The 25,027-nt window shown below is 40.6% G+C and carries 30 protein-coding genes and 1 riboswitch; of the genes, 6 read left to right on the top strand and 24 right to left on the bottom strand.

The window, feature by feature from the left end; all coding sequences use genetic code 11:
- Positions 1 to 33 precede the first annotated feature (33 nt).
- Entirely contained in the window at positions 34 to 297 is a 264-nt protein-coding gene (locus M8E35_RS03470; protein ID WP_252467367.1) for an antibiotic biosynthesis monooxygenase, read from the bottom strand.
- A gap of 225 nt (positions 298 to 522) precedes the next feature.
- Between M8E35_RS03470 and M8E35_RS03475 the strand changes: the two genes are divergently transcribed.
- Complete coding sequence (locus tag M8E35_RS03475) at positions 523 to 846, top strand: hypothetical protein (protein ID WP_073029302.1); 324 nt, start codon at positions 523 to 525, stop codon at positions 844 to 846.
- Between the two features lie 46 nt (positions 847 to 892).
- Here the strand turns inward: M8E35_RS03475 and M8E35_RS03480 are convergent, their stop codons facing one another.
- The 7 genes from M8E35_RS03480 to M8E35_RS03510 form a co-directional block, all read right to left on the bottom strand.
- Positions 893 to 1,336: a DUF2383 domain-containing protein gene (locus tag M8E35_RS03480; protein WP_252467368.1), complete on the bottom strand. Its 444-nt coding sequence runs from the start codon at positions 1,334 to 1,336 to the stop codon at positions 893 to 895.
- Between the two features lie 74 nt (positions 1,337 to 1,410).
- Positions 1,411 to 1,716 carry an EscU/YscU/HrcU family type III secretion system export apparatus switch protein gene (locus tag M8E35_RS03485; protein ID WP_252467369.1) on the bottom strand — a complete coding sequence of 102 codons (306 nt, stop codon included), beginning with the start codon at positions 1,714 to 1,716 and terminating at the stop codon, positions 1,411 to 1,413.
- Entirely contained in the window at positions 1,713 to 2,825 is a 1,113-nt protein-coding gene (locus tag M8E35_RS03490) for a hypothetical protein (RefSeq protein ID WP_252467370.1), read from the bottom strand. Before M8E35_RS03490 ends, M8E35_RS03485 begins: the two co-directional genes overlap by 4 nt.
- A 92-nt stretch (positions 2,826 to 2,917) precedes the next feature.
- Entirely contained in the window at positions 2,918 to 3,502 is a 585-nt protein-coding gene (locus M8E35_RS03495; protein WP_252467371.1) for a DUF2103 domain-containing protein, read from the bottom strand.
- A 14-nt stretch (positions 3,503 to 3,516) separates the two neighbouring features.
- On the bottom strand, positions 3,517 to 3,999 hold the full coding sequence (locus tag M8E35_RS03500; protein ID WP_073029307.1) for a metallophosphoesterase family protein: 483 nt from the start codon (positions 3,997 to 3,999) through the stop codon (positions 3,517 to 3,519).
- A 24-nt stretch (positions 4,000 to 4,023) separates the two neighbouring features.
- Positions 4,024 to 5,127, bottom strand: coding sequence for an aminofutalosine synthase MqnE (gene mqnE / locus M8E35_RS03505; protein WP_252467372.1), 1,104 nt, complete (start codon positions 5,125 to 5,127; stop codon positions 4,024 to 4,026).
- A 133-nt stretch (positions 5,128 to 5,260) separates the two neighbouring features.
- Positions 5,261 to 5,635, bottom strand: a complete 375-nt coding sequence (locus tag M8E35_RS03510) for a hypothetical protein (RefSeq protein WP_073029309.1) — start codon at positions 5,633 to 5,635, stop codon at positions 5,261 to 5,263.
- 131 nt (positions 5,636 to 5,766) lie between these two features.
- On the opposite strand from M8E35_RS03510, the gene M8E35_RS03515 reads away from it, so the two are divergent.
- A complete protein-coding gene (locus tag M8E35_RS03515; RefSeq protein ID WP_252467374.1) occupies positions 5,767 to 6,210 on the top strand; it encodes a DMT family transporter in 444 nt (147 codons plus the stop codon).
- A 6-nt stretch (positions 6,211 to 6,216) separates the two neighbouring features.
- On the opposite strand, the gene M8E35_RS03520 is transcribed toward M8E35_RS03515, so the two are convergent.
- Positions 6,217 to 6,738: a hypothetical protein gene (locus tag M8E35_RS03520; protein ID WP_252467376.1), complete on the bottom strand. Its 522-nt coding sequence runs from the start codon at positions 6,736 to 6,738 to the stop codon at positions 6,217 to 6,219.
- Positions 6,739 to 6,839: 101 nt separating this feature from the next.
- On the opposite strand from M8E35_RS03520, the gene uvrC reads away from it, so the two are divergent.
- On the top strand, positions 6,840 to 8,663 hold the full coding sequence (uvrC, locus tag M8E35_RS03525; RefSeq protein ID WP_373887414.1) for an excinuclease ABC subunit UvrC: 1,824 nt from the start codon (positions 6,840 to 6,842) through the stop codon (positions 8,661 to 8,663).
- 278 nt (positions 8,664 to 8,941) lie between these two features.
- Here the strand turns inward: uvrC and M8E35_RS03530 are convergent, their stop codons facing one another.
- From M8E35_RS03530 to M8E35_RS03555, 6 genes are all read right to left on the bottom strand, one after another.
- A complete protein-coding gene (locus tag M8E35_RS03530; RefSeq protein ID WP_252467379.1) occupies positions 8,942 to 9,742 on the bottom strand; it encodes a C40 family peptidase in 801 nt (266 codons plus the stop codon).
- 4 nt (positions 9,743 to 9,746) lie between these two features.
- Positions 9,747 to 9,889, bottom strand: a riboswitch (cyclic di-AMP (ydaO/yuaA leader).
- 367 nt (positions 9,890 to 10,256) lie between these two features.
- On the bottom strand, positions 10,257 to 11,624 hold the full coding sequence (locus M8E35_RS03535) for a PFL family protein (protein WP_252467381.1): 1,368 nt from the start codon (positions 11,622 to 11,624) through the stop codon (positions 10,257 to 10,259).
- 52 nt (positions 11,625 to 11,676) lie between these two features.
- Entirely contained in the window at positions 11,677 to 11,970 is a 294-nt protein-coding gene (locus M8E35_RS03540) for an ACT domain-containing protein (RefSeq protein ID WP_252467382.1), read from the bottom strand.
- 220 nt (positions 11,971 to 12,190) lie between these two features.
- On the bottom strand, positions 12,191 to 12,517 hold the full coding sequence (locus M8E35_RS03545) for a HesB/IscA family protein (RefSeq protein ID WP_084110213.1): 327 nt from the start codon (positions 12,515 to 12,517) through the stop codon (positions 12,191 to 12,193).
- Positions 12,518 to 12,609: 92 nt separating this feature from the next.
- Entirely contained in the window at positions 12,610 to 12,849 is a 240-nt protein-coding gene (locus M8E35_RS03550) for a hypothetical protein (protein ID WP_252467383.1), read from the bottom strand.
- Between the two features lie 24 nt (positions 12,850 to 12,873).
- Positions 12,874 to 13,503 (bottom strand): HD domain-containing protein, encoded by a 630-nt coding sequence (locus tag M8E35_RS03555; protein WP_252467384.1) that lies wholly within the window; start codon positions 13,501 to 13,503, stop codon positions 12,874 to 12,876.
- Between the two features lie 236 nt (positions 13,504 to 13,739).
- Between M8E35_RS03555 and M8E35_RS03560 the strand changes: the two genes are divergently transcribed.
- Complete coding sequence (locus M8E35_RS03560) at positions 13,740 to 14,480, top strand: tetratricopeptide repeat protein (RefSeq protein ID WP_252467385.1); 741 nt, start codon at positions 13,740 to 13,742, stop codon at positions 14,478 to 14,480.
- Between the two features lies 1 nt (position 14,481).
- On the opposite strand, the gene pepF is transcribed toward M8E35_RS03560, so the two are convergent.
- Positions 14,482 to 16,284 carry an oligoendopeptidase F gene (gene pepF, locus M8E35_RS03565; RefSeq protein WP_252467386.1) on the bottom strand — a complete coding sequence of 601 codons (1,803 nt, stop codon included), beginning with the start codon at positions 16,282 to 16,284 and terminating at the stop codon, positions 14,482 to 14,484.
- A gap of 38 nt (positions 16,285 to 16,322) precedes the next feature.
- Positions 16,323 to 16,817: a hypothetical protein gene (locus M8E35_RS03570; RefSeq protein ID WP_252467387.1), complete on the bottom strand. Its 495-nt coding sequence runs from the start codon at positions 16,815 to 16,817 to the stop codon at positions 16,323 to 16,325.
- A 59-nt stretch (positions 16,818 to 16,876) separates the two neighbouring features.
- Between M8E35_RS03570 and pheA the strand changes: the two genes are divergently transcribed.
- Complete coding sequence (pheA, locus tag M8E35_RS03575) at positions 16,877 to 17,740, top strand: prephenate dehydratase (RefSeq protein ID WP_252467388.1); 864 nt, start codon at positions 16,877 to 16,879, stop codon at positions 17,738 to 17,740.
- Between the two features lie 47 nt (positions 17,741 to 17,787).
- On the opposite strand, the gene thrC is transcribed toward pheA, so the two are convergent.
- Positions 17,788 to 19,269, bottom strand: a complete 1,482-nt coding sequence (gene thrC, locus M8E35_RS03580; RefSeq protein WP_252467389.1) for a threonine synthase — start codon at positions 19,267 to 19,269, stop codon at positions 17,788 to 17,790.
- Positions 19,270 to 19,473: 204 nt separating this feature from the next.
- Between thrC and M8E35_RS03585 the strand changes: the two genes are divergently transcribed.
- The gene (locus M8E35_RS03585) at positions 19,474 to 20,862 is read left to right on the top strand and encodes a uridine kinase family protein (protein ID WP_252467390.1); all 1,389 of its coding nucleotides are present in this window, start codon (positions 19,474 to 19,476) and stop codon (positions 20,860 to 20,862) included.
- An 80-nt stretch (positions 20,863 to 20,942) separates the two neighbouring features.
- Here M8E35_RS03585 and M8E35_RS03590 read toward each other — a convergent pair whose 3' ends face one another.
- From M8E35_RS03590 to M8E35_RS03615, 6 genes are read right to left on the bottom strand one after another with little or no spacing between them, the layout of a single operon-like run.
- The gene (locus M8E35_RS03590; RefSeq protein ID WP_252467392.1) at positions 20,943 to 21,128 is read right to left on the bottom strand and encodes a 4-oxalocrotonate tautomerase; all 186 of its coding nucleotides are present in this window, start codon (positions 21,126 to 21,128) and stop codon (positions 20,943 to 20,945) included.
- 32 nt (positions 21,129 to 21,160) lie between these two features.
- Positions 21,161 to 21,502: a GIY-YIG nuclease family protein gene (locus M8E35_RS03595; RefSeq protein ID WP_252467393.1), complete on the bottom strand. Its 342-nt coding sequence runs from the start codon at positions 21,500 to 21,502 to the stop codon at positions 21,161 to 21,163.
- Between the two features lie 3 nt (positions 21,503 to 21,505).
- A complete protein-coding gene (locus tag M8E35_RS03600; RefSeq protein ID WP_252467395.1) occupies positions 21,506 to 22,324 on the bottom strand; it encodes a menaquinone biosynthetic enzyme MqnA/MqnD family protein in 819 nt (272 codons plus the stop codon).
- Between the two features lie 45 nt (positions 22,325 to 22,369).
- Positions 22,370 to 23,128, bottom strand: a complete 759-nt coding sequence (locus M8E35_RS03605; protein WP_252467396.1) for a fumarylacetoacetate hydrolase family protein — start codon at positions 23,126 to 23,128, stop codon at positions 22,370 to 22,372.
- Between the two features lie 5 nt (positions 23,129 to 23,133).
- Positions 23,134 to 23,811: an endonuclease III gene (gene nth / locus M8E35_RS03610; protein WP_252467397.1), complete on the bottom strand. Its 678-nt coding sequence runs from the start codon at positions 23,809 to 23,811 to the stop codon at positions 23,134 to 23,136.
- Between the two features lie 16 nt (positions 23,812 to 23,827).
- The gene (locus M8E35_RS03615) at positions 23,828 to 24,883 is read right to left on the bottom strand and encodes an HD-GYP domain-containing protein (protein ID WP_252467398.1); all 1,056 of its coding nucleotides are present in this window, start codon (positions 24,881 to 24,883) and stop codon (positions 23,828 to 23,830) included.
- Positions 24,884 to 25,027 lie beyond the last annotated feature (144 nt).

The raw sequence follows: 25,027 nt of genomic DNA on the forward strand, positions 1-25,027 counted from the left end.
CTGGCACCTCCCTTGTATTTTTGTTAAATCTTATCAGTATTTTTCTTCGAGAACCTCAAACATTTGTGGCGATGCTTGTTTGAATGCCTTATTTTCTCCAACAGTATCTGCCCAATTTTCATAAGCGGAACGATTTTCCCACTTCGAAAAAAGCATAATATCTCTTGTGTTTTCCTGTTTATTGACGGATGCAAATTTAAATCCCTCTATATCTTCAAGGGATTGTATCCCGATTCGAACTTCGCCTAAAATTCGATCTGCGTCCGGACCGTTGAACGTATGAATAACTGTCAGCATAATATACCCCCCATTATCCTTTATATAGTTAGCTTTTTCAGTTTGTCCTAAACTTACTTAACACATACGTCAAATCTCGTGAACTTTCAATCAACACTTAGCATAATTTAAGATAGGGCATAAATGGTCGAGGCAGTTAAAAATGCCCATCGTTTTATCATTCATTTCATGCTATACTAAACCTGATATGTCAGGAATCTCTGGAATTATCAGAGGGGGATTAAGATGAAGCTGAGTTACATACGAACCGATTTTCCTAACGGCCGTACACACATATTAATGCGTGATTCTGAATCTACGAATCCTGAACTGGTACATTTTTTACTGGTTTTAAGCAACAATGGAACACTTTGGGTAGATGTTTTTTGGCCTTATGATGAGGAGTCTGAAGGCTTTACCCGTAGAATCTCTGAACAACAGTTCTGGCAGTTCTTCCGCGAATGGAGATTACAAGGAATGATTTTAGGAGACAATAGTAAAGTAGCCAATATGTTGGCACGGAAGCGTTTATCAAAGAAACAACGTGAAAAGGATGCTCTGTCAAATTAATGAGTTAAGTATAAAAAGCGGCAATTTGCCGCTTTTTTATTATATATCAAATATTATTGTAAAGCCCCTCCCGCAGATTTTGTAATTGTTTCAGATGATCATGTTCATCTGAGAATATTGGATTAAGCACCTCTTTCTCCGCACTGTTCAAGTACTGCTCAGAATACTGAACAGCTCTAGCCAACCCTTTATCTTCACCATCATAGAGACGTTCCAGCATTTCTGTTGGCGCTGTCTCCCTCAAATTAGTCAGACGGGTTTTCCAGTCTGCCACAATACCCACCAATCCTGCACCTTCCTCAACCTGCCCCCCATTGGTTTGGATGTAATATGCTATACGGCTTGCATGCTCTTTATGATCTGTGAGAATAGCGGTAAGATGGTTACGCAACGGACTGTCAGTCAGTGTGTCAATATATGCTTGATATTGTCTGATCGCCATATGTTCGCCCTTAAGGATCTTATTCAGCGCTTCAAATGATGTCTTCATAGAGAACCTCCTGCATCCTTATTTTCCTTCTTTTGATAGTTTGCGGAAGCGTACTATGAATTATGTATGGTTAATTACGATCTAGATGAGGTTTTGGCATTTTCTAAGCGATAAATAAACGCTAGTAACTCTGCGACTGCACGATAGAGTTGAGGCGGTATTTCCTTAGTCAGCTCCACTTGCATTAAGGCTTCAACAAGTACTGCATTCTTTTGAATAGGGATTCCCTCTGTTTCAGCGGCTTCAATAATTTTCCGAGCCACTTCTCCTACCCCTTTAGCCACTAGCCGAGGTGCCCCAGCTTGATCATATATTAAGGCTGTTGCCTTCTCTTCCTTCTTAATCTGCTTCTTGTCATTGTTTTCACTCTTATCTTTCACCTCGAAATATCAACTCCAGTACGGCGAGATCCTTGTAGGAAATGTTTAAATTCTAGATTTTGATCAAGTTCTCCCATCTCAACTCTCTCTATGTGAAATCCCAGCTTTGCAAACCTTTCCCTTGTTTCAGGAACAACTGCTTCAAGGAGAGCTGGCAAGAATTGCAAATCATTACTTAAAACACGGCATGTGAATGAATTCTCATTAAAAAAAGCATCAATCCCTATCTCTCCGAGCTCCTGAGTTTCAACTAAGATAGCAATTCTACAGTGTTGTTCATCCATTTTTAGTCCCTTTCGCGCACTTTCAATGGCTATCTGGACGGGAACAAACTGCTCTTTATTTAACAGTGGAATGTGGAGCATCATATAAGCACTGTCCATAGTTCCAGTTTTAAACCACAGTTGTTGACCGGTTATCTTCTGAAGTAATTGTAGTAGAGGACCATCAGAATCAGACATGTCCTCACTTGTTTGACCTCGGATTATTTTAAGGAGCATTCCTTTGAAGGTCTCCTGTAGCATTTGTTTCTCGATTCCCCGTGCAGGATAATCTAATTTCATCATTTGCTGTATTCGTTGTTCATAATTAAGACCAAGTTTTTTCAAACTCGACAATAGTTCTTCCATTCCATTATCTTCTGAAAAACTGTTCCATTGGGGAATCGCCTTTTTTAAGTTGGTTAATAATTCATCAGTTATTGAAGTCCCTTGCATACACCCAAACAACGAACGAAACAACCCAATATTTGATGTCTGGAATGATTTTATTAGAGCAATAATTTCTTGGTTATTGGGTAGTCCCCTCTCTATGATCTGTTGTAATTGTTGAGGGGCTGAAGAAAAATCTTTCAATTTCCCAAGGATGGGCTCACGTATCAGCAGTAAGCCGCCCTCATTTAAACTTCCTACTTTAACCCAAAACTTCTCTCCCGCCTGAGTAGAAGTTTCTAAAAGAGCGTGCATATTTTGTCCTTTTACTCGAACAGTCCCTTCCCCGTCATTGAGTTTTTGAACGACTTCCACCAATAGACGCTCTCCAAGCTGAAACTTATTAAGAAGGGATGCACTAATCGAACTAGGTGCTGCTGATATGTTGCTTACTTCCATACTTATACACCTCTCGTATGCTGAACAGCTTATATAGCCATAAGTTACTAATATTTTCAGCCTGGCAAGACATGCGTCTTAAGCTGCTATATTTACGATTTTCTTTTACCCTTTGCGTTAAGATTTTCAATCTTAACGGTTTCCAGTGATTTTTTAAACTGTTTCAAGGCCTTCAGTGTAGAAATGTCCAATCGGTCAGCAACATTCAGCGCATCATCATCTTTAAAATAAGACGGTACAGCTTTACAATGAGGGCGCTTTTGCTTTTTCGATTGACGCCTTGGCATGGAAGGTTTGTACTCTAATTTAACCGCTGGTTTTGAGGAAATCTTTGATATCTTCTTTTTAGTTTCGTGGAAGTCATTTGGCGATATGCTTTCAGGAATTGTTGGTGGTGAATCGGGCGGAAACTCCTTATTAACCCATTCCTGAACACGTTCAGGGTGTTTAGTTACTACAAAGGCTTCTTGGATGGATCCATTACTTTTAAGCAATAGCTTACATCCCGTTTGAGTTTCATATTTATAAACAATGCCTCTTTCTGAGGACCGATTAACATCTATAACACCAGGAATGATGTCTGTCACTTCCGCTAAACGGCTTAAACTTTCTAACCAGAGTAAAGCATTTTGAATAATACCGTGTTCACGTTTGACCTTATTCCTGCGATGTTTCATGATTTCCTCCGGATTTAGAAATAAAGATGTTTGGCTTGGACCTGACCTTGCAGAATATCCATCAGTCCAAAAGAAAAGTATTGCTCGCGTCTTTTATCCGTTGGAGAACCCGGGTTAAACAAAAGGATACCGTTTCTCCATTCCAAATATGGAGAATGACTATGTCCAAAAACAATGATATTAACTGCAGAATCTGCAAATGAAGAATAGGCACGATCCGGGGTATTTTTCCCCTTTCCGGTATTGCCGTGAATTAAACCAATATTTAATGTTCCGCATTCAATTATATCATGATCGGGCAACGAAACATCCCAGCCATCACAATTTCCTCTAACCGCTCGAACAGGGGCAATACAAGAAAGTTCCTCTAACAACCCCATATGTGTTAAATCACCGGCATGCAAAATCATATCAACTTGAGATAAGTGTTCCCAAACAAAACTAGGGAGAGACTTTCCTTTTCGTAAATGGGTATCTGACAATACTGCGATGTGCATCTTAACCACCTCTTGGTTCTAACTCTATTGAGGACGTACGGTCTTAATCACATTGTAATAGGTATCCCTCTCAACGGCCTCTAGGCCTAGTTCGTGAATCATGCTAATTAACTGCAATTCGCTTTGCATTTGTGGACTTGTGGCACCAGCCGTATGATAAATTTTCTCTTCCCGAACAACCCCATCAAGATCATTAGCACCGAATGAAAGCGCCATTTGGGCCACTTGAGGACTTGAAGAAACCCAATAGGCCTTAATATAACGAAAGTTATCCAATATTAAGCGAGCAACTGCGATTACTTTTAAGGTGCGAATTGCACTGGCTTGAGTCAGATCTTCAAATTTTGTATTTTTGGGATGAAAGGCCGTAGGGATCAAGGCCTTAAATCCCATTGTTTCATCTTGCAAATCCCGTAACGCTAAGAGATGATCAATCAGTTCTTCATCTGTTTCAATAATACCATAAAGCACGTTGGCATTAGAAGGAATGCCGAGCCGATGTGCAAGACGATGAATCTCTAACCACCGCTGACCGCTTAGTTTTCCGGGGCAAATAATTTCTCGTACTCTTGGACTGAAATTTTCTGCTCCCCCGCCCGTAATAAAGCTCAGACCGGCGTCCTTTAATGTTTTAAGAATTTCTATTACAGGCACATTCTCAATCTGAGCAAAGAAATCATATTCTGCCGCCGTGAAAGCTTTTAAGCTAACTTGAGGAGCACGTTCTTTGATCTTTCGGATCATGTCCAGATAATACGAAAAAGGAAGATCCGGATGTATTCCCCCTACAATATGAAGTTCGGTAACTCCTTGCTCTGCGAATTGTCCTGCTTTATTGACAACTTCTTCGATTGACATTGTATAAGATCCCTTTTCACCAGAGTCTTTTGCAAAGGCACAAAGTCCACACCGCACCTTACATACATTACTATAGTTAATATGAGCATTATTGTTATAAAAAACTTGATCACCAGTCATAGCGCGTTTCCGCTCATTCGCTAGGTGACCAAGACCAAGTATATTAGTCGTTTGTAAAAGTTCTAAACCGTCTTCTCTGTTTAGTCTTTGTTCGTTAATAATTTTTGAATATACCTTTTCTAACCCTTTTAATACTGGATTAAATTCCACTATGGACCCTTCTTTCCTGAAATTGTTACTTATTCTTATTATAACATAATTCCTGAAATTCGAGAAAAGATATAGAAAGGATGTCGAATTAAATAAAAAAAAGACTGTAAATACTTTACAGTCAGGCTAATGTTTAATGATAATATTTCATTGCTTTGCGTTGGCGCTTGATAGCTTTACGAACCTCGTTGGCCACACGCCAGGTCTCAGGTTGGTCTGGTGTTATAAGTTCTAACCGTCCAGATCGTTTGTCAATTAATATATCAACTGTCGGTTTCCTGCCCTGTGTCTTCTCTTCTCCAGGGTGTAAGATATCGATTCCTATTTTATTTTCATCATATTGTGGCGGAACGAGGTAGTTTAATACTTCTTCGGTGGCATCCATTAATTCTACAACTTGTTCTTGAGGATATCCTTCTTTTAGCAGAATTTCTCGCACATGTGTTAAAGGATGGTCCAGAGTGAGTAGCATCTGGGCGCGCTGTACCAAATTATAATCAATGTCCATGATGCACCTCTTTTTCAAATATTTTTACGATACTTACATTTTCCCCTTAACCTTGGTAATGAATACTGATACATCTTAACGGAAATGGCTTTATTCACCATGCTTCCAAAAACTTATTCAGGAGGTATTAAATGTCAAAATTGCTTTCTCTTCCTTTTTTAATAGCAGCAATTTCAGGGGTTGCTATGGCTGTTCAGGGCACCATAAACTCATCGTTAAGTCAAAAGACATCCTTACTTTCGGCGACACTCGTTGTCCATATCATTGGTACCATTGTCTCTCTGGGTGCTGTTCTCTTGTGGCGAGCACCATTCTTAACCCATAATTGGAGTTCAACTCCTTGGTATCTATATCTGGGCGGTGTTCTAAGTGTCATCATAGTCGGACTTGTTGCAGTGAGCATCCCAAAAGTGGGGGTGTGTAATGCCACCACAGCGATTATCATTGGCCAAGTCAGTACGGCAGTACTCATCGACCATTTTGGCTTGCTAGGTGTGAGCAGATTGCCATGGAGTCCATGGCAACTGCTGGGGATTGGCTTCTTCGCCGTAGGAGCCAAGTTGCTCTTCCGTTAATAATTTCTAGGTATTATTACGATTTACGATTAAAGCCATATTAGTAATAATGGCGTATATCTCTTGACTTACATTATACTTGCTTATTTTGCCGTTTGAAGATAATATCATCGTAATTTTTCCGGCAGCATTTACATCACTTTCTATTAAGCTAAGTAAATAGGTGTAGGTATTACTGCTAACTGACAACTGTTTGAATTCTCCGTCAGCAACAAAGATAACCCAATAACCTATGGATACTTCGTTATTACTATTATTGTACAGTGAATTAGACACACTGGAAAAATCTTGGCCAAAGAAGTTCTGATCTGTCAAATCAGAATTTGTATTAATTGAATTATTTAGAGTATATTGATCGTTAAGAGTACTAGTTTGCGTAACAGGGTCCGCCAGATGAGAGTAGATATCTTTAAAAAAGCTTGGGAAAAGAACGTAACCCACAACTCCAATAATCAATATCCATAAAGCAAGGGCTTGTAAATCCCGCCATATTTCATTGCGCGGTGGTCGTCCCCAAGTATTAGACATACCTTTCCCCTCCATTTGTACTTGTACTTCAGGCCTACTATGACACCCGCAATCTCATTACCATATATACGTATGTCAGAGCAAAGATATGATTAATAAACTTGCATCTCATAATTCCACCCTCTAAAATAAGAGTTGAGGTGGGGAACATGAATCTTCTTCGACAAAAATTGACCTTGTTGCCAGAAAAACCAGGGGTCTATTTGATGAAAGACTATCAGGGGCAAATTATATATGTCGGTAAGGCAAAAATACTCAAAAACCGAGTTAAATCTTATTTCACAGGATCACATGATGGTAAAACCGCCCGATTAGTTAGTCAAGTTGTTGATTTTGAATATATCACGACAGATTCCGAAGTTGAGGCCCTCGTTTTGGAATGTAATTTGATTAAAAAGTATAACCCCAAATATAATGTTCTCTTACGTGATGATAAGACTTATCCCTACCTAACAATTACTGAGGAAAGTCATCCACGGGTCCTTGTGACCAGACAAATAAAAAAAGACAAATCTAAATACTATGGACCTTACCCCAATTCAACAGCCGCTAAGGAAGCTGCACGTTTGCTTAATAGATTGTTTCCTTTTCGAAAATGTCGTCAGATCCCCTCACAGCCTTGCCTATATTACCACTTAGAGCAATGCTTAGCCCCTTGTATTGATGACATTTCTCCCCATGTGTATTCAGGAATGCGGAAAGAGGTCTCCACTTTTCTAAAGGGTGATCAAAGCGAGATTCTCGCTCTCTTAAATGGAAAAATGCTTAAAGCTTCAGAAGCGCTTCACTTCGAACGGGCCAAAGAATATCGGGACCTAATTAACGATTTGAAGCAATTAGGAGAAAAGCAAAACATCACGCTCAATGATTTTATTGATCGCGATGTTTTAGGATATGCTATAACGACAGACCAGATGTGCATTCAAGTTTTTTATTTGCGTCAGGGCAAATTGTTAGCGCGAGACAGCTTTATTTTCCCCTATTACGAGGATCCGGAAGAAGCCTTCATTTCCTTTGTCGCTCAGTTCTATATTGAACGCAAAGTATGGCCCAAAGAAATTTTGCTCCCATCTATTGAATCTCTGGTCTTATCTAGACTATTTCCCATCGTTGTCCCCCAAAAAGGGAAGAAACGAGAATTAATCCAAATGGCAATGACGAATGCACAGACCACCCTTCACGACTCAATTACTATTGAAGTTAAGCAGCAAAATGAAACAGGGCAGGCTTTAGCAACACTTGGAGAAGTCTTAAGCATCCCAGCTCCCAGCAGAATCGAAGCCTTTGACATTTCAAACATTGCGGGAACTCATAACGTTGCTGGTATGGTACAATTCGTCGAAGGTAAACCTCAACGCAGGGGGTACCGTAAATTTAAAATTCAACCCATGGAAACAATGGACGATACTGCTGCTATGAATCAGGTAGTTATGCGCAGATATTCAAGGTTAGTATCAGAAAACGAACCTCTTCCAGATTTAATTCTAGTTGATGGAGGGAAAGGACAAATAAGCGCTGCTTTAAAGGCATTAAAAGAATTAAACTTATCCATCCCCGTTGCAGGCATGGTTAAAAACGACCGGCATCAAACTCATGGACTTCTAGATCAGTCGGGGGTCCAAGTCCCATTAACTAAAAATCATCCCACGTTTTTTTTACTTGGCAGAATTCAAGATGAAGTCCATCGCTTTGCAATTACCTTCCATCGCCAACAACGAACTAAAAATATGACCTTCTCTGCACTAGACAGCATCCCAGGTATTGGCCCTAAACGCAAGCAGCAACTGTTACGTCATTTTCCATCTCTGGATGAGATTCAGGGTGCCAGCCTTGAAGAACTTCAAGCAGCTGGAATTCCACAAAATGCAGCAACCGCAATCTATGAATATTTTCGCGATACTAAGCCAACCTCAGCTGTCGAATAGAAGGGAGAATTCGTCCTGTGATCCTAAATTACCGAGTTGAAGTATGTCGCAAATGTTACTTTAAACGAACTCATAAATGCTCAATTACTGATTATTATATCCAGAATTCGTCGTTTGCTTTTGCTAAACCAGGCGGGGAATGCGTTAAATTCAAACCTATCCCCTGGTTACCACAACTTTAGAACAATTTTTGAAAGTAATAGTACAAAAAGGTCCAGCAAGAACTCAAATTCTTGCCGGACCTTTTTGTACTGTTCTAGTTTCCCTCATTAGGTAAACTAGTTGACTCGACGTGCCCCCAGATAACGGCTTGAATAATAACCATCACTAAGGCTTGTTGTACGCACACCACTGTTGGACGCATGTACGAAATTTCCACCGCCGATATAAATGCCAACATGGGACGGTCCCTTTGCATACGTCGTGAAGAATACCAAATCACCCGTTTGCAGTTGATCTTTCTTTATAGGTGACCCCACATTAAATTGCGCTTGAGATGTCCTTGGCAAGGATATGCCTGAACCCTTGAAAACATACTGAGTGTATCCCGAACAATCAAAGCCACTCTTGCTAGTTCCTCCAAAGACGTAAGGTACACCTTTTAGACTTAGAGCATTACTCACAAGAGTAGGGCTACTGGATCTAGATACCTGTTGTTTAGGCGGTTCTGTTGCCACTACTACTTTTCCTTGTACTGCGGCTACGACTTGAACAGGTTCTGGAACTTTTTTAGCTGTCTGTACTTTTTTTATTGTTTGTACATCATTGCTTGGTTGAGTTGTTTTCTCAGCGACTGCGACTGGCTCGCTCGGTATAGATACAGATTCTTCAGGTATAGAAGCACTTTCCACACTGACATTGGTGATCGGGCTTTCGACCCATTGCATTTGCTTGCGTACTGTCTGCGTATAACTTTCTGCCGATAAACTATCAGCAACAAGCAACAAGGGCTTCATAGGAGTACGAATAATCGTCGTACTGGGTTGAGCTGAAACTAAAGTAGGAAGGCTGCTTGCTAAAAGCAGGCCTGACAAAGCAACGCTTCCCAACCACTTGCACGTAGAAGAGGAAACCGCCAAGAAAAAATCCACCTTTCTTAGCTTACGAGGTTAGTTGACGGATTCGGGCAGCAGGTGTAAGCCCTACACGTGAATAGACCACGTGATTCACCCCCATAATAATCCCCCGCTCCAAAGTACAGGATTTGGATTCAGCTTTTACTATAATTAATACTATTCGAGACAAACCTAAAATGTCCTGCAAAATTCCTAAGGGAAAAAATTCCTCTCTGCGGAAAAATATCTATTCCAGTTATTATATGTTTTGAAATTTTCTAAGACCTAAATCAAGATATAGGGGTTAGTCTATCCAGCAGACGATAATCATGCCTGTAATCACTATCTGAATGGTCTCACTCAAATCCCTACAACAGTGTATCCCAATTTAAATCTGCCATCCAACCAATGTTTACCTAAGGAGAATTTTTTTAGTTCTTATCTGACAAGAGACTTGTTTCTTCTCCTTAAGTAACACAAGAAAAAAAACCTCCTAAGAGGTCTTTTAACATTACAAATATTTAGCAGCAATTTCGAATTAGTTAGTAAGGCTTATAATTGGCGCAGGAATTCGACCTCCGCGATGCACAAACAATTTTGAAGAATAGGGATGTACAGCTATAACAGGTGCTCCTCCCAAAAGTCCTCCAAATTCTACTCGGTCTCCGGCTTTTTTACCAATCGCAGGAATCACTCGCACTGCCGTTGTTTTCTTATTAATCATCCCTATGGCCGCCTCATCTGCTATGATGGCCGAAACCGTTTCTGCACTAACATCACCCGGCAACGCAATCATATCCAAACCGACTGAACAGACACAGGTCATTGCTTCCAACTTATCAAGGGTCAAAGCCCCTTCTTCAACAGCCCTTACCATTCCTGCATCCTCCGAAACAGGTATAAAAGCGCCGCTCAACCCTCCAACATGAGACGAGGCCATCGCTCCCCCTTTTTTAACTGCATCATTGAGCAGAGCTAAGGCTGCGGTGGTTCCATGGGTTCCACATCGTTCAAGACCCATATTCTCAAGTATTTCTGCTACACTGTCCCCAATTGCGGGAGTAGGGGCTAAGGAAAGATCTATAATTCCAAACGGAACATCTAAAGCCTTTGATGCCGCGCGCGCAATTAACTCTCCCATACGGGTAATTTTGAAGGCGGTTTGTTTTATCAAATTTGACAGTTCACTAAAATCTGCCTCAGGATATTTTTTTACAACCTTTGCGACAACCCCTGGGCCGCTGACACCAACGTTAATAACTGTATCTGGTTCGCCTACACCATGGAAAGCACCCGCCATGAAAGGGTTATCTTCTGGCGCATTACAAAATACCACTAACTTAGCAGCTGCAATCCCGTCATTGTCTGAAGTGAGTTGAGCAGACTTTAGAATTACATTGCCCATTTTAAGTACCGCATCCATGTTAATTCCAGCTTTTGTTGTTCCGATATTCACTGAAGAACAGACAAATTCCGTCTCACTAAGTGCTTGTGGTATAGCATCTATAAGTGCCAAATCTCCTGAAGTAAATCCTTTTTGAACTAGTGCAGAAAAACCGCCGACGAAATTAATTCCAATCTCGCGGGCAGCCCGGTTCAATGTCTTAGCAATCCGTACCATTTCATCCACATTCATTTGTGCTGCTGCGATCGCTATGGGGGTAACAGAAACCCGTTTATTTATAATGGGAATCCCATAACGTGCCGAGATTTGCTCGCCAACTTCAACTAATCTCCCTGCATTTTTGGTAATCTTATCATAGATTTTCTTTTCCATCTTGCCAATATCATCGGAGCTACAATCAAGCAGACTAATTCCCATTGTAATAGTCCGAATATCAAGGTTTTCCTTATGGATCATATTAATTGTTTGTTGTATTTCTTCTCGTGCGAATGTGATTGTCATGACTTACCTCCACTATTCACTTAACTCCATCTGTCTGATTTCACAATACTAATTAGATACGGTGCATAAACTTAAAAATATCTTCGTGTTGAACCTTTACCTGTAACCCTTTGTTGTCCCCCTCTTGTTCCAGGGTGCTTGCTAATACGTCAAGCTTTAATGCAGATGGCTCTAAGTCGACGACCATGATCATTGTGAAAAATTCATTTAATATTGTCTGACTAATATCTAGAATATTTACGCGATATTCAGCAAGACGCCCGGAAACCCAAGCAATAATTCCAATCTGATCACGCCCTATTACAGTTATAATTGCGTGGTTAGATTCTTCTCGTGGCATAGTCATGGTTCTTCCTCCCTTTATCGGCAATGTATCTATTATGGGGATTAGACTAACATATTTACTTAGTATACTCAAGCCCCATTCAAGTTTTATGTTTATAAATGTATACTGAAAATGACTGAAACCGCAAGTTTTGACCAAATATAAGATTTGGACATGGGATAAAAGGTTCCTTTTAAGGTACTAAAAAAGAGAGCTCACAGAGCTCTCTTTTACCGAACAATTACGAACAGCTTCCGCCGCAACTATCTCCACAACCACCACCGGACTTCGCCGTTCGAATTTCGAATCCACCACCATTGTTAGATTCAATAAAATCGACGACTGCCCCTTCTAAGTGGGTGGTAAGTTTTTTATCCGTTAGAATAGAAACACCATGCTCAACATCAAGAACATCTTCATCCGTTTTTGACTCTTCCAGAGTCATGCCGAAATTCGGCCCACCTCAGCCAATACCTACAAGATAAAGGCGAAGAAATGCATTTTCTTTATTTTGATTCTTAAGCACTTCTTTAACTTTTTGGGCAGCTATTTCAGTAATATTAACCATTATCTTCACTCCTTTTTAATCCAATTAATTCTTAATATACCATACTTCTAGTTTTTTTAAAAGTATCGCATAAATATAACTCTTATTGATTATTATACTTCTTTGCCGTCTCCATTTGGTTGGAAATCTTTCCAAAGACGACGAACTTCAACTTCTATACTCGCCGGGAGATCCTGGGATAATTCTTGCCATTGTCTTAGTTCCCCTTGAATCGTTTGTACCCAATTTTGTTCTTTTGGCCAGACAATAAAGGTTTTCGGTTCTGGAACTAATAAAGTTCGAACGAGTCCCAGAAAAACAAGGAGAGTTAACAGTCGCCAAAACCAACGCATTATTTTGATTCATCCTTTCAAGCTTTATATAGTGTCAGCTTGTCCAGAATCAGATAATTTAAGTCTTTCGGCACGTAATTGTTGCCAAAATCCTTCCATATAAAGAAATAATGGATCAAAATATGCTTTAGCCGACTGCGTGAATAAGTGATCTCTGTAGCTGCAGATTCTCTCATGGTAAAATTTCTCACAGGAGTTTTCTCCTACTAAAGTCCACCCTTGGACTCCAGCCCAAGTAAACAAACGTCCCAACCCGATTGCACCTACAAAATCTAATTTATCAGCATCATACAGAATCTTCGCTTCAAGGGTCTTCGGTTCATGCCCCGCCTCACGAGAATGAGAAATAATTGCTTCTTTAACTTGTTTGACTATCCCGTCAGAATAACCGTTTTTTTGCAAGATATTCACGGCTAACCCAGCACTGCTTTCTGCATGAGTTTTTTCCACTGCACCAGAACGACCAATATCATGGAGAAGTGCAGCCAATTCAATGACAATTATATCTGCGCCTTCTTCCAGAGCCAGTTTTCTGCCCCACTCTCTAACTCTCAAAGCATGTTCTAAATCGTGGGCACGATCTTTCCGAGCGTAGAATCCTTGCGCAACTTGAATAATCTGTTGCAAGGCATCTTGTGATAAAACATCAGTCATTTTTATAACCCCCCATTCCAGAGGATAAACACCATTTACACTTGATGGTAAGGTACAATACTCTAAAATTATCTTATTCCGCCATTCTTACCTTGTCAAGTTTTCCAATTGTGGAAATTTCCCATTTTATTTCTCAACTTAAGTCTATAGAGATGTTAATTATATATCTCTGTAATTATGCTATAATTAGCGAAGAATCCAGTTGGATCTATTCATATTTGCTCAAAGGAGTGCTTATGCGTAAACGATTATCATCAAAAATCATCATTTCACTTGGAGTAGTCCTAGTTATTGCTATAACAGTTTTCTATACTTTACAAAGTAATTCCACGTTTTCCTTTACATCTGACTTTGACCAAACCCTATCCCCAACTGAACCAGAAGAAATACCTGCCGCACCTGAGAAAAGCCTTGATTCTTCATCTGAACCTCAAGATAAGGAGCTCTCCCCAACCTCAACTCTTCTTTTAGTCCATATATCAGATTCCCAAGCACTTGTTCTCTACGAACAGGGGCTTAAGCTTTATTACCAACGCCAATTCGCGGACGCTCTTGATCTTTTCAATCAAGCCTTGCAAATTGATGATCATTGTTATGAAGCACTAAATGCCAAAGGAGCCGCTCTCGCTTTTCAAGGACACCACAATCAAGGGCTTGCCCTTATTAAGCAAGCCCTTGATTTAAATCCTTCGTTTGTCTATGCACATTTTAACCAAGGACTGGCTTATGAACTAGCAGGTCGCTGGGATGAATCAATCGCGTCCTATCAAAACGCTCTGCAACTGGACAATCGAGATACGTGGAGCTATTATGGCATTGCCAGCATTTACGGTCGTCAAGGTAATGTTGACAAAGTGCTGGAATATCTGAAACTTGCGATCGCTCTTGATGCCGATGTCAAGGAAGTCGCCCGTAACGAACACGACTTTCTCCCCGTTCGTAATGATCCTCGCTTTCAAACCTTGGTCAAACCCTAATTTACTTTAGGAGTTTCTCCAATTGATCTACAAGTTCCGCAAAAACCTGAAGAGCATTCCCTACAGGTGCAGGGGTCTCCATATCCACGCCCGCTTTTCGCAGTAATTCGATTGGATAATCCGAACTTCCACCGCTTAAGAACTCTAAATACCGAGTCACGGCCGGTTGACCCTCCTCCAGTATCGCCCGAGCAAAGGCAATTGCCGCCGAGAAACCTGTTGCATATTTATATACATAAAAAGCGTTATAAAAATGAGGTATACGTGCCCATTCTAAGGCAATTTCCGGATCAAGGACGACATCCTTGCCATAATAGACTGAATTTAAATCACGATACATTTCCGAGAGATTATCAGCGGTTAAGGCACCGCCTTGCTCAACAACTAAGTGAACTTTTTTTTCAAATTCCGCAAACATAGTTTGTCTAAAGATAGTACCTCGGAATTGCTCCAGATAATGGTTCACTAAATATGCCAGAATTTTAGGGTCTGTTGTTTTTTTCAAGAGATGCTCCATAATTAATGATTCATTCAACGTCGAAGCAACCTCAGCGACAAAGATTTTATATCCAGCGTAAATATGAGGTTGTTTCCGATTAGATAAATAAGTATGTAATGAATGTCCCATCTCATGAGCAAGGGTAAACATAGAATCCAGTGTATCTTGATGATTTAGTAACACATATGGATGAGCACGATATGTACCCCAAGAATATGCTCCACTTGTTTTCCCTTCATTTTCATAAACATCAATCCAACTCTTTGAAAATCCTTCTTCAAGAATGCTGATATACTCTTCCCCTAAAGGCCTTAATCCTTCAATGACCATATTTTTTGCTTCTTCATAGGTTATCTTCATGGTCGTTTCTGGGACGATGGGGACATAAATATCATACATATGTAATTCACTAAGCTTCAAGGCTTTTTTGCGCAATTGAATATATCTGTGCATATGAGGCAAAAACTCATGAACTGTATTAATCAAGGAATCATAAACCTTTAAAGGAACGCGGTCATCATCTAATGAAGCTTCAAGGGCTGAGGGGTAGTGTCTGGCTTTAGCAAAAAAGACGTCAGACTTTATGCTGGAGTTCAAGGTAGCTGCCCAGGTATTTCTTTGCTTCTCATACGTACCATAGAGCGTCTTGAACGCCGCCTTGCGCACCTCCTGCTGTTGGCTTTCCATAAATTGTATAAAATTACCTTTTGTTAATTCGATCTCTTGGCCAGATTCATCGACGATATTCGGGAATCTAAGGTCTGCATTATTAGCCATAGAAAAGATAGCCCCCGGGGCCTCTGCCAATTCACCAACTTCAGCTAATAATCTTTCTTCCACTGAACTAAGAATATGTTCTTTCTTGCGAAGAATGTCATCCAGCACATGATTATAAAGTTCCATTTTTGTGGACGTTGCCCGGAATTCTTTCAGTTTCCCTTCTGGCATGGCCAACAATTCAGGAACTACGAAAGATGCCGCACTGCTAACCTTAACGGCGAGTGCACCCGCTCGATCTGTTAAAGCCTGATAGTTAGCAATTCTATTGTCCTCATCACGCCTCATACGCGCGTATGCGTATACTTCTTCTATACGAAGACTTAAATCGTCCATCCACTCAAAACACGAGATTAACATATCCGCATTATCGGCTAAATGCCCTTCAAATTTCTTTCCTTCTTCCAATAGTTTTTCGACATGAGAATACTCTGCCTCCCACTGATTATTATCGGAAAAAACGTCTTCCAAATGCCACTTATTAGCTTCTGGAATTTCTGCTCTAGTCTTTAGTTTTTTCTGATCCACGAATATTTACCCCCCCAGAAATAATTACTTATCTTTTATTATATACATCCTGCTTGTAAATTACTATTTCTCACAAACTTTATAAGTAATAGGAGTGCTCTTATAAAAATCATAACCAAGATACCTATAAACATAGCGAAACAGACAGCGTACGTACCACTGCCTGCTTCACCTTGTCCACTATCCCCTTGGAAGGTTCCCCAACCTTCCAAGATATATTTTACTCGATCACTGCGACCTATGCAAGTGTGTGATTCTTCTCTTTCGACTATAAACTTGCCGTTAATCTCTATCTGTATTATGATAGTAGAAATATATTCAATATTCATCAAGTATTTACATAATCGACTGAGAAATTGCTTAACGCCTGGAGGGCGGGCCGTAAAAATTCCGACTCGTTCCTTAAACGGGATGGGACGGATTTTTTTACTTTCGAGAAGGCCTTTACCGCTGTTCATGGCTCCAGGGACACTCGGCCATCCTTGGCCAGCGGTCCCTTCCCGCCGTCCTTGGCTCCAGGGACACTCGGCCATCTTTGGCCAGCGCTTTATGCTTGCCAAGTTTTTTTATTTAGAGAGGAGACAGACAGGACATGAAAAAAATTGGCTATTTAGGACCTAAAGGCAGCTTTTCTGAGGAGGCGATTCATTTATTTATAGCCTCTCAGCCTGAATTAAATGATTCATCGCCTGAGCTTATCGCATTCTCAACAATCCCACGATTGCTGTTCGCCTGTAATGATAAAGAAATTGACTTGGCCTTTGTCCCTTTAGAGAATTCTACCGAAGGGCAAGTTGGAGTAACTATGGATACACTAGGTCAAACTGAGCACCTCTTTATCACCAATGAGTTTATCCATTCTATTGACCAATGCCTTTTAGCACACGAACCTATGCCTCTGGAACAAATCGAGCGGGTTTATTCTCACGAACAGGCGATTGGGCAATGCCGGGATTTCCTCGAGAATCATCTCCCTAATGCACAACAAATCACTTGCCTGAGCACAGCTGAGGCGGCCCATAGAATTTCTTCGATTCGGGAAAACTGGGCGGCTATAGGTCCTCGTCGAGCTGCTCAACTATATAACCTTCACCTTGTACGAGAATGCATTCAAGACGCTACATTAAATGCAACACGCTTTGTTTTGGTTGGTCATAGCCTTGCAGAAATGTCCGGCGGCGAAGATAAAACCTCTCTTTTGGTTATTGCAGAAAATACCCCCGGCGCCCTATATCGTATTTTAGGCGAATTTGCCAAACGCCATATCAATCTAAGTCGTATTGAATCCCGTCCCTCAAAACGAAAACTGGGAGAGTATGTTTTCTTTGTTGATGTAGACGGTTATGTCTTTGCTCCCCTCATTCAAGATGTACTCTGGGCACTTAAGGAAGAACATATTTCCGTTAAACTTCTTGGGTCTTACCCAAAGGCGCACCCACACGAGAGAATATTTTAAGGAGTGAGGGTAATCCTCACTCCTTAATCTTTACTAGTCCAGCTAGACTAATCTATGAACATTTTTTCAATTAGCTCAGCAATCCCTTCTGGTACACATGATGTAGCTTTTTTCTCTGTTTTACTGTCTAATCCCTGCAAACCCCAAGGGATTTTCCATCCTGTCAATATATTCAAACGCTCAAGCGCTTCCCATTCATCCTTACAATTCAACTCTCGCTCTCCATCTAACGCTCTAATGACATTAGAGGAGAATTTAAAGGGGCTTGCGGTTGAAGCAATAACCGTGAATGTTTGATCGTTTGTTGCGGAAAGATAATCCTCGTACACTTTCATAGCGACTGCAGTGTGTGGATCAAAAACATATTGATAGGCTTTATAACTTCTTGCTATTGTCTCAAGCGTTTCCTCCTCATTCGCCCATCCGGCATAAACAGTATCTTGACATGCTTTCAGGGTAGTTGGATCAACTGTAAACGTCCCCTGATTACTTGCGTCATACCATGATTGAATCTTCTCTGAATTTCGCCCACTCATTTCATATAGAAACCGCTCAAAATTACTTGAAACTAAAATATCCATTGAAGGGGAGATCGTCTGAAAAAAGGCACGTTGACTCTGATAAACTCCAGTTGCAAAAAAATCCGCCAAGACATTATTAGTATTTGAAGCACATATTATTCGATTAATCGGAAGACCCATGAGCTTAGCGTAGTACGCAGCCTGTAAGTTTCCAAAATTTCCAGTAGGGACTACCACGTTCATCTTACCTTCTGAGGTGATTTTCCCCTGGCTCACTGCCTGTAAATAAGCCCAGTAATAATATACAATTTGAGGCAGAAGCCGACCCCAGTTAATTGAATTAGCAGAGGAAAAGATGAAATTCTTCCCTTGAAGCTTTGCCTTCAAAGAATCTGAGGCAAAAATGTGCTTTACAGCTGTTTGACACTGATCAAAGTTTCCACCCACAACAGCCACAACATGAGTATTTGATCCCTCTGTTGTTGTCATTTGACGCTCTTGAACAGGACTCACGCCACCATCCGGGTAAAAGACAACAATATGCATCCCTTTTCTGTTTTTAAACCCTTCTAAGGCTGCCTTTCCAGTATCACCGGAGGTAGCTACAAGAATCAGAACATCTTCTTCCCGATTAAACTGTTCAAGGCTAACCTTCATTAAGTCGGGCAACACTTGCAAGGCCATGTCTTTAAAAGCAGCCGTAGGTCCATGCCAAAGTTCCAACACTCCGAATTTCCCTAAGGATACCAAAGGTGCTGGGTCTTCTCCATCGAATCTTCCATCAGAATATACGTTGACTATTTCGGAAAGAGACTCCTCAGCGAAGTCCGCTAAATATGGCATCATGACACGTTTGGCGACATCACGATATGTTAACCCCTGAAGGTCTTTCCAATTCAAGTCGGGAAAAGTTGAAGGGACAAAAAGTCCCCCGCCTGGTACCATTCCTAATGTTATAGCTTGCGCAGCTGTTTGTCCATAAAGATTACCCCGTGTGCTTTCGTACAATACATTTCCCTCCTAGACCTATTTAACTTGATTAATTATTTACAATCTATTCGCTGTATATTCGCCTTATAATAATAAATCTCCTTCTTAAAAGCTTAAATGTATTATTAAGTTCTGAAATTAAATCAAAGTTTTAAAGGAAACCTATATTCTATTGTTGAATACCATTGTAAAATATAGTTAAAAATCGAAAGGAGATCAGGAATGTCTGATTACTCAATCCGCAAATATCGGCAAACTCTAATTATTGGACTTATAGGAGTCATTAAAGAGCTTTTCCCGAGCGAACAACTCATAATTTCTCACTCTATCCTCGATGGTGTATATTGTGAACTTAAAAATTCAGTACTGTCTTCAAGGGAAATTCAGAAAATTGAGGACCACTTGAAGACTTGGGTGAATACAGATCAAACTATTCACTATGAGACTGGTGATGATCATTTATTTCATTGCCAAATACAAGAGCAAATGATCACTACGATCTATCCTCCATTAGAGCAGTCTGGGTCTTTAAAGCACTTTAAATTGATCCACTTTTTACCTGGTTTTATTCTGCTTTTTCCTAATGCCAATCATCCAGATTCGCTCTCTCCCTTTGTTCCACCGGAAAAACTTTCTGCAACATTCTCTGAAACCCAGCGTTGGCTGGAGAACTTACACCTTTCTAACGTTCAAGATGTCAATGCAATTATTTCAGCCAAATCTTCTCAGGACCTCATCTATTTAGCTGAGGCCTTACATGAAAAGATGATCTCCTCAATTGCTGATCGTATCTTTAAGAAACGTTCTAAAGTCCGTGTTATCCTTATATCCGGGCCTACATCTTCTGGGAAAACAACGTTTGCCCAACGCTTGTCAACTCAATTACGCGTTAACGGTCTTCGCCCAGTTGCATTATCTCTTGATAATTACTTTTTACCTCGGGAAAAAACCCCCTTGGATTGCAATGGACAGTACGATTTTGAGTGCCTGGAAGCCCTTGATTTACCCCTTCTTGCTGCCCATTTAAATGCTCTGATTGGGGGATCTGAAGTTGAAACTCCGCTCTTTGACTTTGTATGCGGCGGGCGATGTCCCGCCGGAAGAACTATGCGTCTAGGTCCCGATGAAATTCTTGTAATAGAGGGAATTCATGCACTTAACCCATCTTTACTGCCTTCACTTGATCGTACTCAAATGTTTAAGATATATGTTAGTGCCCTTTTTCAGCTTAATATTGATGCTTATACTCGAGTTCCTACTACAGAGGTTCGACTCATACGCCGTCTTGTAAGAGATTATAAATTCCGCGGGAGTGATCCTGCTCGAACATTAGCCCAATGGGAAAGTGTTCGTCGAGGAGAAAACAACAATATCTTTCCATATCAGGAAGAAGCAGATGTCATGTTTAACTCTAGCCTGCTATACGAACTCAATGCATTACGACCCTATGCAGAACATTTACTGATCTCTATAACTCCAGAATGCCCTCATTATGAGATGGCCGTTCACCTCTTAACCCTTTTATCCTTTTTTGATTCATTAGATATTTCTACTGTTCCTTTCAACTCCATTTTAAGAGAGTTTTTAGGAGGAAGTGCCTACAATGTATAGCCCCATCTAGTCCCATAAAGGCAAAGTGCGAAGAGGAGGTACTCTTCGCACTTTGCTTTAAACTAAACCAGCTAATTAACCTATTTGTCACAAGCAAGCTTACCTGCTTTAGCGTAATTTTCCTTTGGCATATCCCGAATAATTATTGAGACAGCTTCTGGGGCAGCCCCCGTTGATTCAATAATTGCCTGAGTGACTTTCTCTACGAGCGATCTTTTTTGGTCGAGTGTACGACCTTCTAATAATTCGATTTGTACAATTGGCATGAAATTCCCTCCCACTATTGTATTAAATGCTATCAATTCGCCGGATTTACCGATTCTCGATAAACCTCTAAAATTGAAAACTTAAGCCCACGTCGCTCCGCAAGGTGGTAAATAAGTTCAGGTTGTTTTATTAATTGATCCTTTTCTATACGGGTACATCGTTTTATGGCATATTCCAAGCGCAAGGCTTCACTCCATGTTTCAACCTCCCAAGCTTGTGCCAAAGTAACTGGAAGATGGGAGGCAGTATACTTTGCTCCTTTGCCTCTTGCGGCACCACTGTTATGTTCTTTCACCCTCCGCACAAGATCTGTCGTTGCACCGGTATAGATTGTATTGTCACCACATCTTACAAGGTAAACCCAATATCCCATGCTCTACTCCTTAGGCCAAAACTCAAGAACTGGACGACTTGACAACAAATTCTGTTCAAAACATAAATCTAAATATTTATTTAGCCCTAAGACAAACGGATGATCTAAACCATAGTTAAACTGTGTAAAGTAATCTCTCCAAAAATCCTGCGATCCTCCAAGCATGGCTCGGCATGTCTCAATGACATTCTCTATATGGCACAGTGCCTTAGCTTTAGCCTCCAAGAGCAACTGATAGATGGCCTGTATTTCTTGCTTTCTCTCTGTTAAGAGTTTTTTGGGGAATGCCCAAACCGCATATGTCATGGAACAACCAGTATATTTAAGCCACTCCTCACCTAAATCATAGATATAACAATCCGGATGAAGAAGCGCTGCTTGAATAGCTGCATCCCCAATTAGGAGCGCTGCATCAGCTTTAGCAAACATCTCTTGAAGATTAGCGGACATGGTCAAATAGTTAGGAACTACTCCATTGAAATGGTGGAGCAAAATCTTAGTAAGATTAACTGAGGTTGCAGATGTGTCAGTCAAAGCGACGGTCAAACCGTGCAATTCCTTTAAAGGCACTTTCGAAAATATCAGAATTGATCCTACTCGTCCTTTCGTAGAAACCGACAGATTGGGCAAAATCGCATATTCTTTCCAATGCTCTCCATAGGAAAACGCACTTATCGGTGCCATATCAATCCGTCCATCAGCCAACATTGCATTATGTCCCGTGGGCTCAGCGGTAACCGCTTCTATTAAAGGATGGTCCTTTTGCAAAAAAAAGAACATAGGCAACATATTAGTGTTAGGGTTATGTCCGATGCGAATCATGCTTGTACCCCCATATTATGCAAGTAATAAGTGTCATTCAATGATTTATTTTACGGTATTGCGTAATTCCCCAATCATTTCAATTCTGACGATAACTTCATCCCCTGATTGTATAGCTCCAATTCCTTCAGGAGTACCTGTAAGTACTACATCCCCAGGATTAAGCGTCATGACCTGAGACATAAAGCTCACGAGTTTTGGCACTGAAGTTATGAAATTCTGGGTATTCGAAGACTGCTTTATTTCACCATTGAGTATTGATTGAATGTCTAAGTGACTCGGATCAATATCTGTTACAACCCAAGGGCCGATTGGACAAAATGTGTCAAATGATTTTGCGCGAGTCCATTGACCATCCTTTTTTTGCAGATCTCTAGCCGTTACGTCATTTGCACAAGTATAACCAAAAATAGCCTCTGCCGCTTCGATTTCAGTGACGTCCTTGACAGTTTTTCCGATAACGACAGCCAATTCTGCTTCATAATCAACACGTTGGCTTATTTTGGGGCAGATGATCTCATCATTTGGGCCGATAACGCTGGATTGAGGCTTAATAAAAATAACCGGATCGGCAGGCAACGAATGTTCTAACTCTTTGGCATGCAAAGCATAATTAAGCCCTACACATATTACTTTATTGGGATCCACAGGAGCAAGCAAAGTAACCTCATTCAAGGATAATATAATATCGGTTGGTTTACTTGCGGGATCAAGAAAGGGTCCATCGAGAACTTGAATCCGCTCTCCTTCAATTTTTCCAAATCGAATTTCTTTTTTACTGTTTAAAAACCGAACGTATTTCATTGTGATCAACCCTCTCTTTTTTCTGGCAAAATTACTTGACCGAATTGCGGGTACGTTTTACAGACTTTAGTAAGAGGACATTCTTCACAACGCGGTTTTCGAGCACTGCAGATTCGCCTTCCGTGAAAGATCATAAGATGATGAACTAAAGACCATCTTTCCCGTGGGAAAGTAAGCATGAGCTCTTCTTCAACCTTCTCTGGAGTTTTCTCGTGAGCTATCCCTAAGCGATTCGCAACTCGAAAAACGTGGGTATCAACCGCGATTGCCGGAATTCCAAAGGCATTGCTAACCACAACATTGGCAGTTTTTCGCCCTACACCCGGAAGAGCTCTCAATAACTCAAGATCAGCAGGAACCTCTCCCTCGAAATTCTCAACGAGCACCTTGCAAGCAGCTAGAATGTTCTTGGCCTTGTTATGAAAGAGTCCCAAAGAACGAATTTTATTTTCAAGTGCGGATTGCCCCAAGTTCATGATTGCTTCAGGAGTATTTGCCTCTGCAAATAGAGAAGCAGTCACAAGGTTCACTCTTTCGTCAGTACATTGAGCGGATAAGATCGTGGCTATCAATAGTTCAAAAGGCGTGTGAAAGACTAACTCACAGTGAGCATCAGGAAATCGCTCTTGTAAAGCATCAAAAATATACTGGGATACCTGACCATCAGAACTAATCTTTGTCATGTGTTACCTCCGCCAACTAGCTTAAAACTTCCTGAATAAAGATAGTTCTTTTCTCTACCATGTTGTACTCTTTCACGACATTTGACCCAAAGTCTGATTCGTCAAAAACTCGTACGATCGGCCTGGCTGGCATGCTCAAATTCTGATCAACCACAACCCCAATCTCACCAGTATTTAATTTTACCGTAACCCCTGTCGGATACGCAGCAATATTTCTCATAAATACTCTGACCATTTCTAAGGGGTAGAGCATACCAGCCAGACCCATTAGAATTTCACAAGCCTCATGCGGCATTATACGTTTCACATTGCTGTGGTCAGAAGTCAACTTGTCATAAAGATCCGCAATCGCTACCATCTGCGCTAAAGGGTGAATTTCGCCTTCTTTTAATTGTCGTGGATAGCCTGTCCCATTCATATGTTCATGATGTTGAAAAGCAATGTGGGCAATGACTAAATTTAGATCTTTTCTTTTCCTAAGATCCTCAAAGCCCAGTGTTGTATGTGTTTTGAGTGTCTCAACTTCTTCCGCTGTTAAGTCAACCTTAGCAATTAGCTTGGGATCCACTTGTACCTTTCCAATATCATGCAGGATTGCACCGATAGCCAAAGTCTCAAGTTTTTCACGGTCAAGTAACAGGGCCTTCCCTAAAATAGTCGAAAGTACACAAACATTTACTGAATGAGCAAACATTTGGTTGTCCAAACTGCGCATTTCCATCATGTTAACTAGTATATCCTTTTTGAATAGAATCTCCTCGACGATTTTATTGATAATTCTTTTCAAATCAAAACCATCGAGCTCTTTTCCCAGTCGAACAGACCTTGTACTTTTCTCTAAAATCTCCATGGCCTCACGACGATGTTCTTCACTAATAACATCTTCTACAATTACATCATCAAAACGATCATCCTCAATGTAAAGGATAGAAATCCCCATATCTCTTAATTTGGCAATATATAATGGAGTTAGTTTAACGCCTTTACCTAAAAGGATTCTGCCCGAGCTGGAGAAAATGGTTTTACCCAAGACATCCCCCATTGTTAACGAATTAACACTTACTTGCCGCATTTAGAGGTTTGCTCCTTCCTGTCGAAGCATATTATTTAACCACTATATAATCCTACACCATTTTTCGCTATTTTCACAGTCCATGTCATCCATATTAATAGAAGTTGATGACGGGGATTGCACTTGGTAGTATACTATAAAAGC

Origin of the sequence: Desulfosporosinus nitroreducens, from assembly GCF_023897015.1 — a bacterium.
Taxonomy (GTDB): domain Bacteria; phylum Bacillota; class Desulfitobacteriia; order Desulfitobacteriales; family Desulfitobacteriaceae; genus Desulfosporosinus; species Desulfosporosinus nitroreducens.

What these genes read in the sequence shown, in the direction of transcription:
- M8E35_RS03470 (WP_252467367.1), bottom strand. Translation starts at nt 297, where the DNA reads ATGCTGACAGTTATTCATACGTTCAACGGTCCGGACGCAGATCGAATT.
- M8E35_RS03475 (WP_073029302.1), top strand. Translation starts at nt 523, where the DNA reads ATGAAGCTGAGTTACATACGAACCGATTTTCCTAACGGCCGTACACAC.
- M8E35_RS03480 (WP_252467368.1), bottom strand. Translation starts at nt 1,336, where the DNA reads ATGAAGACATCATTTGAAGCGCTGAATAAGATCCTTAAGGGCGAACAT.
- M8E35_RS03490 (WP_252467370.1), bottom strand. Translation starts at nt 2,825, where the DNA reads ATGGAAGTAAGCAACATATCAGCAGCACCTAGTTCGATTAGTGCATCC.
- M8E35_RS03495 (WP_252467371.1), bottom strand. Translation starts at nt 3,502, where the DNA reads ATGAAACATCGCAGGAATAAGGTCAAACGTGAACACGGTATTATTCAA.
- M8E35_RS03500 (WP_073029307.1), bottom strand. Translation starts at nt 3,999, where the DNA reads ATGCACATCGCAGTATTGTCAGATACCCATTTACGAAAAGGAAAGTCT.
- M8E35_RS03510 (WP_073029309.1), bottom strand. Translation starts at nt 5,635, where the DNA reads ATGGACATTGATTATAATTTGGTACAGCGCGCCCAGATGCTACTCACT.
- M8E35_RS03515 (WP_252467374.1), top strand. Translation starts at nt 5,767, where the DNA reads ATGTCAAAATTGCTTTCTCTTCCTTTTTTAATAGCAGCAATTTCAGGG.
- M8E35_RS03520 (WP_252467376.1), bottom strand. Translation starts at nt 6,738, where the DNA reads ATGTCTAATACTTGGGGACGACCACCGCGCAATGAAATATGGCGGGAT.
- M8E35_RS03535 (WP_252467381.1), bottom strand. Translation starts at nt 11,624, where the DNA reads ATGACAATCACATTCGCACGAGAAGAAATACAACAAACAATTAATATG.
- M8E35_RS03540 (WP_252467382.1), bottom strand. Translation starts at nt 11,970, where the DNA reads ATGACTATGCCACGAGAAGAATCTAACCACGCAATTATAACTGTAATA.
- M8E35_RS03550 (WP_252467383.1), bottom strand. Translation starts at nt 12,849, where the DNA reads ATGCGTTGGTTTTGGCGACTGTTAACTCTCCTTGTTTTTCTGGGACTC.
- M8E35_RS03555 (WP_252467384.1), bottom strand. Translation starts at nt 13,503, where the DNA reads ATGACTGATGTTTTATCACAAGATGCCTTGCAACAGATTATTCAAGTT.
- M8E35_RS03560 (WP_252467385.1), top strand. Translation starts at nt 13,740, where the DNA reads ATGCGTAAACGATTATCATCAAAAATCATCATTTCACTTGGAGTAGTC.
- M8E35_RS03570 (WP_252467387.1), bottom strand. Translation starts at nt 16,817, where the DNA reads ATGGCCGAGTGTCCCTGGAGCCAAGGACGGCGGGAAGGGACCGCTGGC.
- pheA (WP_252467388.1), top strand. Translation starts at nt 16,877, where the DNA reads ATGAAAAAAATTGGCTATTTAGGACCTAAAGGCAGCTTTTCTGAGGAG.
- M8E35_RS03585 (WP_252467390.1), top strand. Translation starts at nt 19,474, where the DNA reads ATGTCTGATTACTCAATCCGCAAATATCGGCAAACTCTAATTATTGGA.
- M8E35_RS03590 (WP_252467392.1), bottom strand. Translation starts at nt 21,128, where the DNA reads ATGCCAATTGTACAAATCGAATTATTAGAAGGTCGTACACTCGACCAA.
- M8E35_RS03595 (WP_252467393.1), bottom strand. Translation starts at nt 21,502, where the DNA reads ATGGGATATTGGGTTTACCTTGTAAGATGTGGTGACAATACAATCTAT.
- M8E35_RS03600 (WP_252467395.1), bottom strand. Translation starts at nt 22,324, where the DNA reads ATGATTCGCATCGGACATAACCCTAACACTAATATGTTGCCTATGTTC.
- M8E35_RS03605 (WP_252467396.1), bottom strand. Translation starts at nt 23,128, where the DNA reads ATGAAATACGTTCGGTTTTTAAACAGTAAAAAAGAAATTCGATTTGGA.
- nth (WP_252467397.1), bottom strand. Translation starts at nt 23,811, where the DNA reads ATGACAAAGATTAGTTCTGATGGTCAGGTATCCCAGTATATTTTTGAT.
- M8E35_RS03615 (WP_252467398.1), bottom strand. Translation starts at nt 24,883, where the DNA reads ATGCGGCAAGTAAGTGTTAATTCGTTAACAATGGGGGATGTCTTGGGT.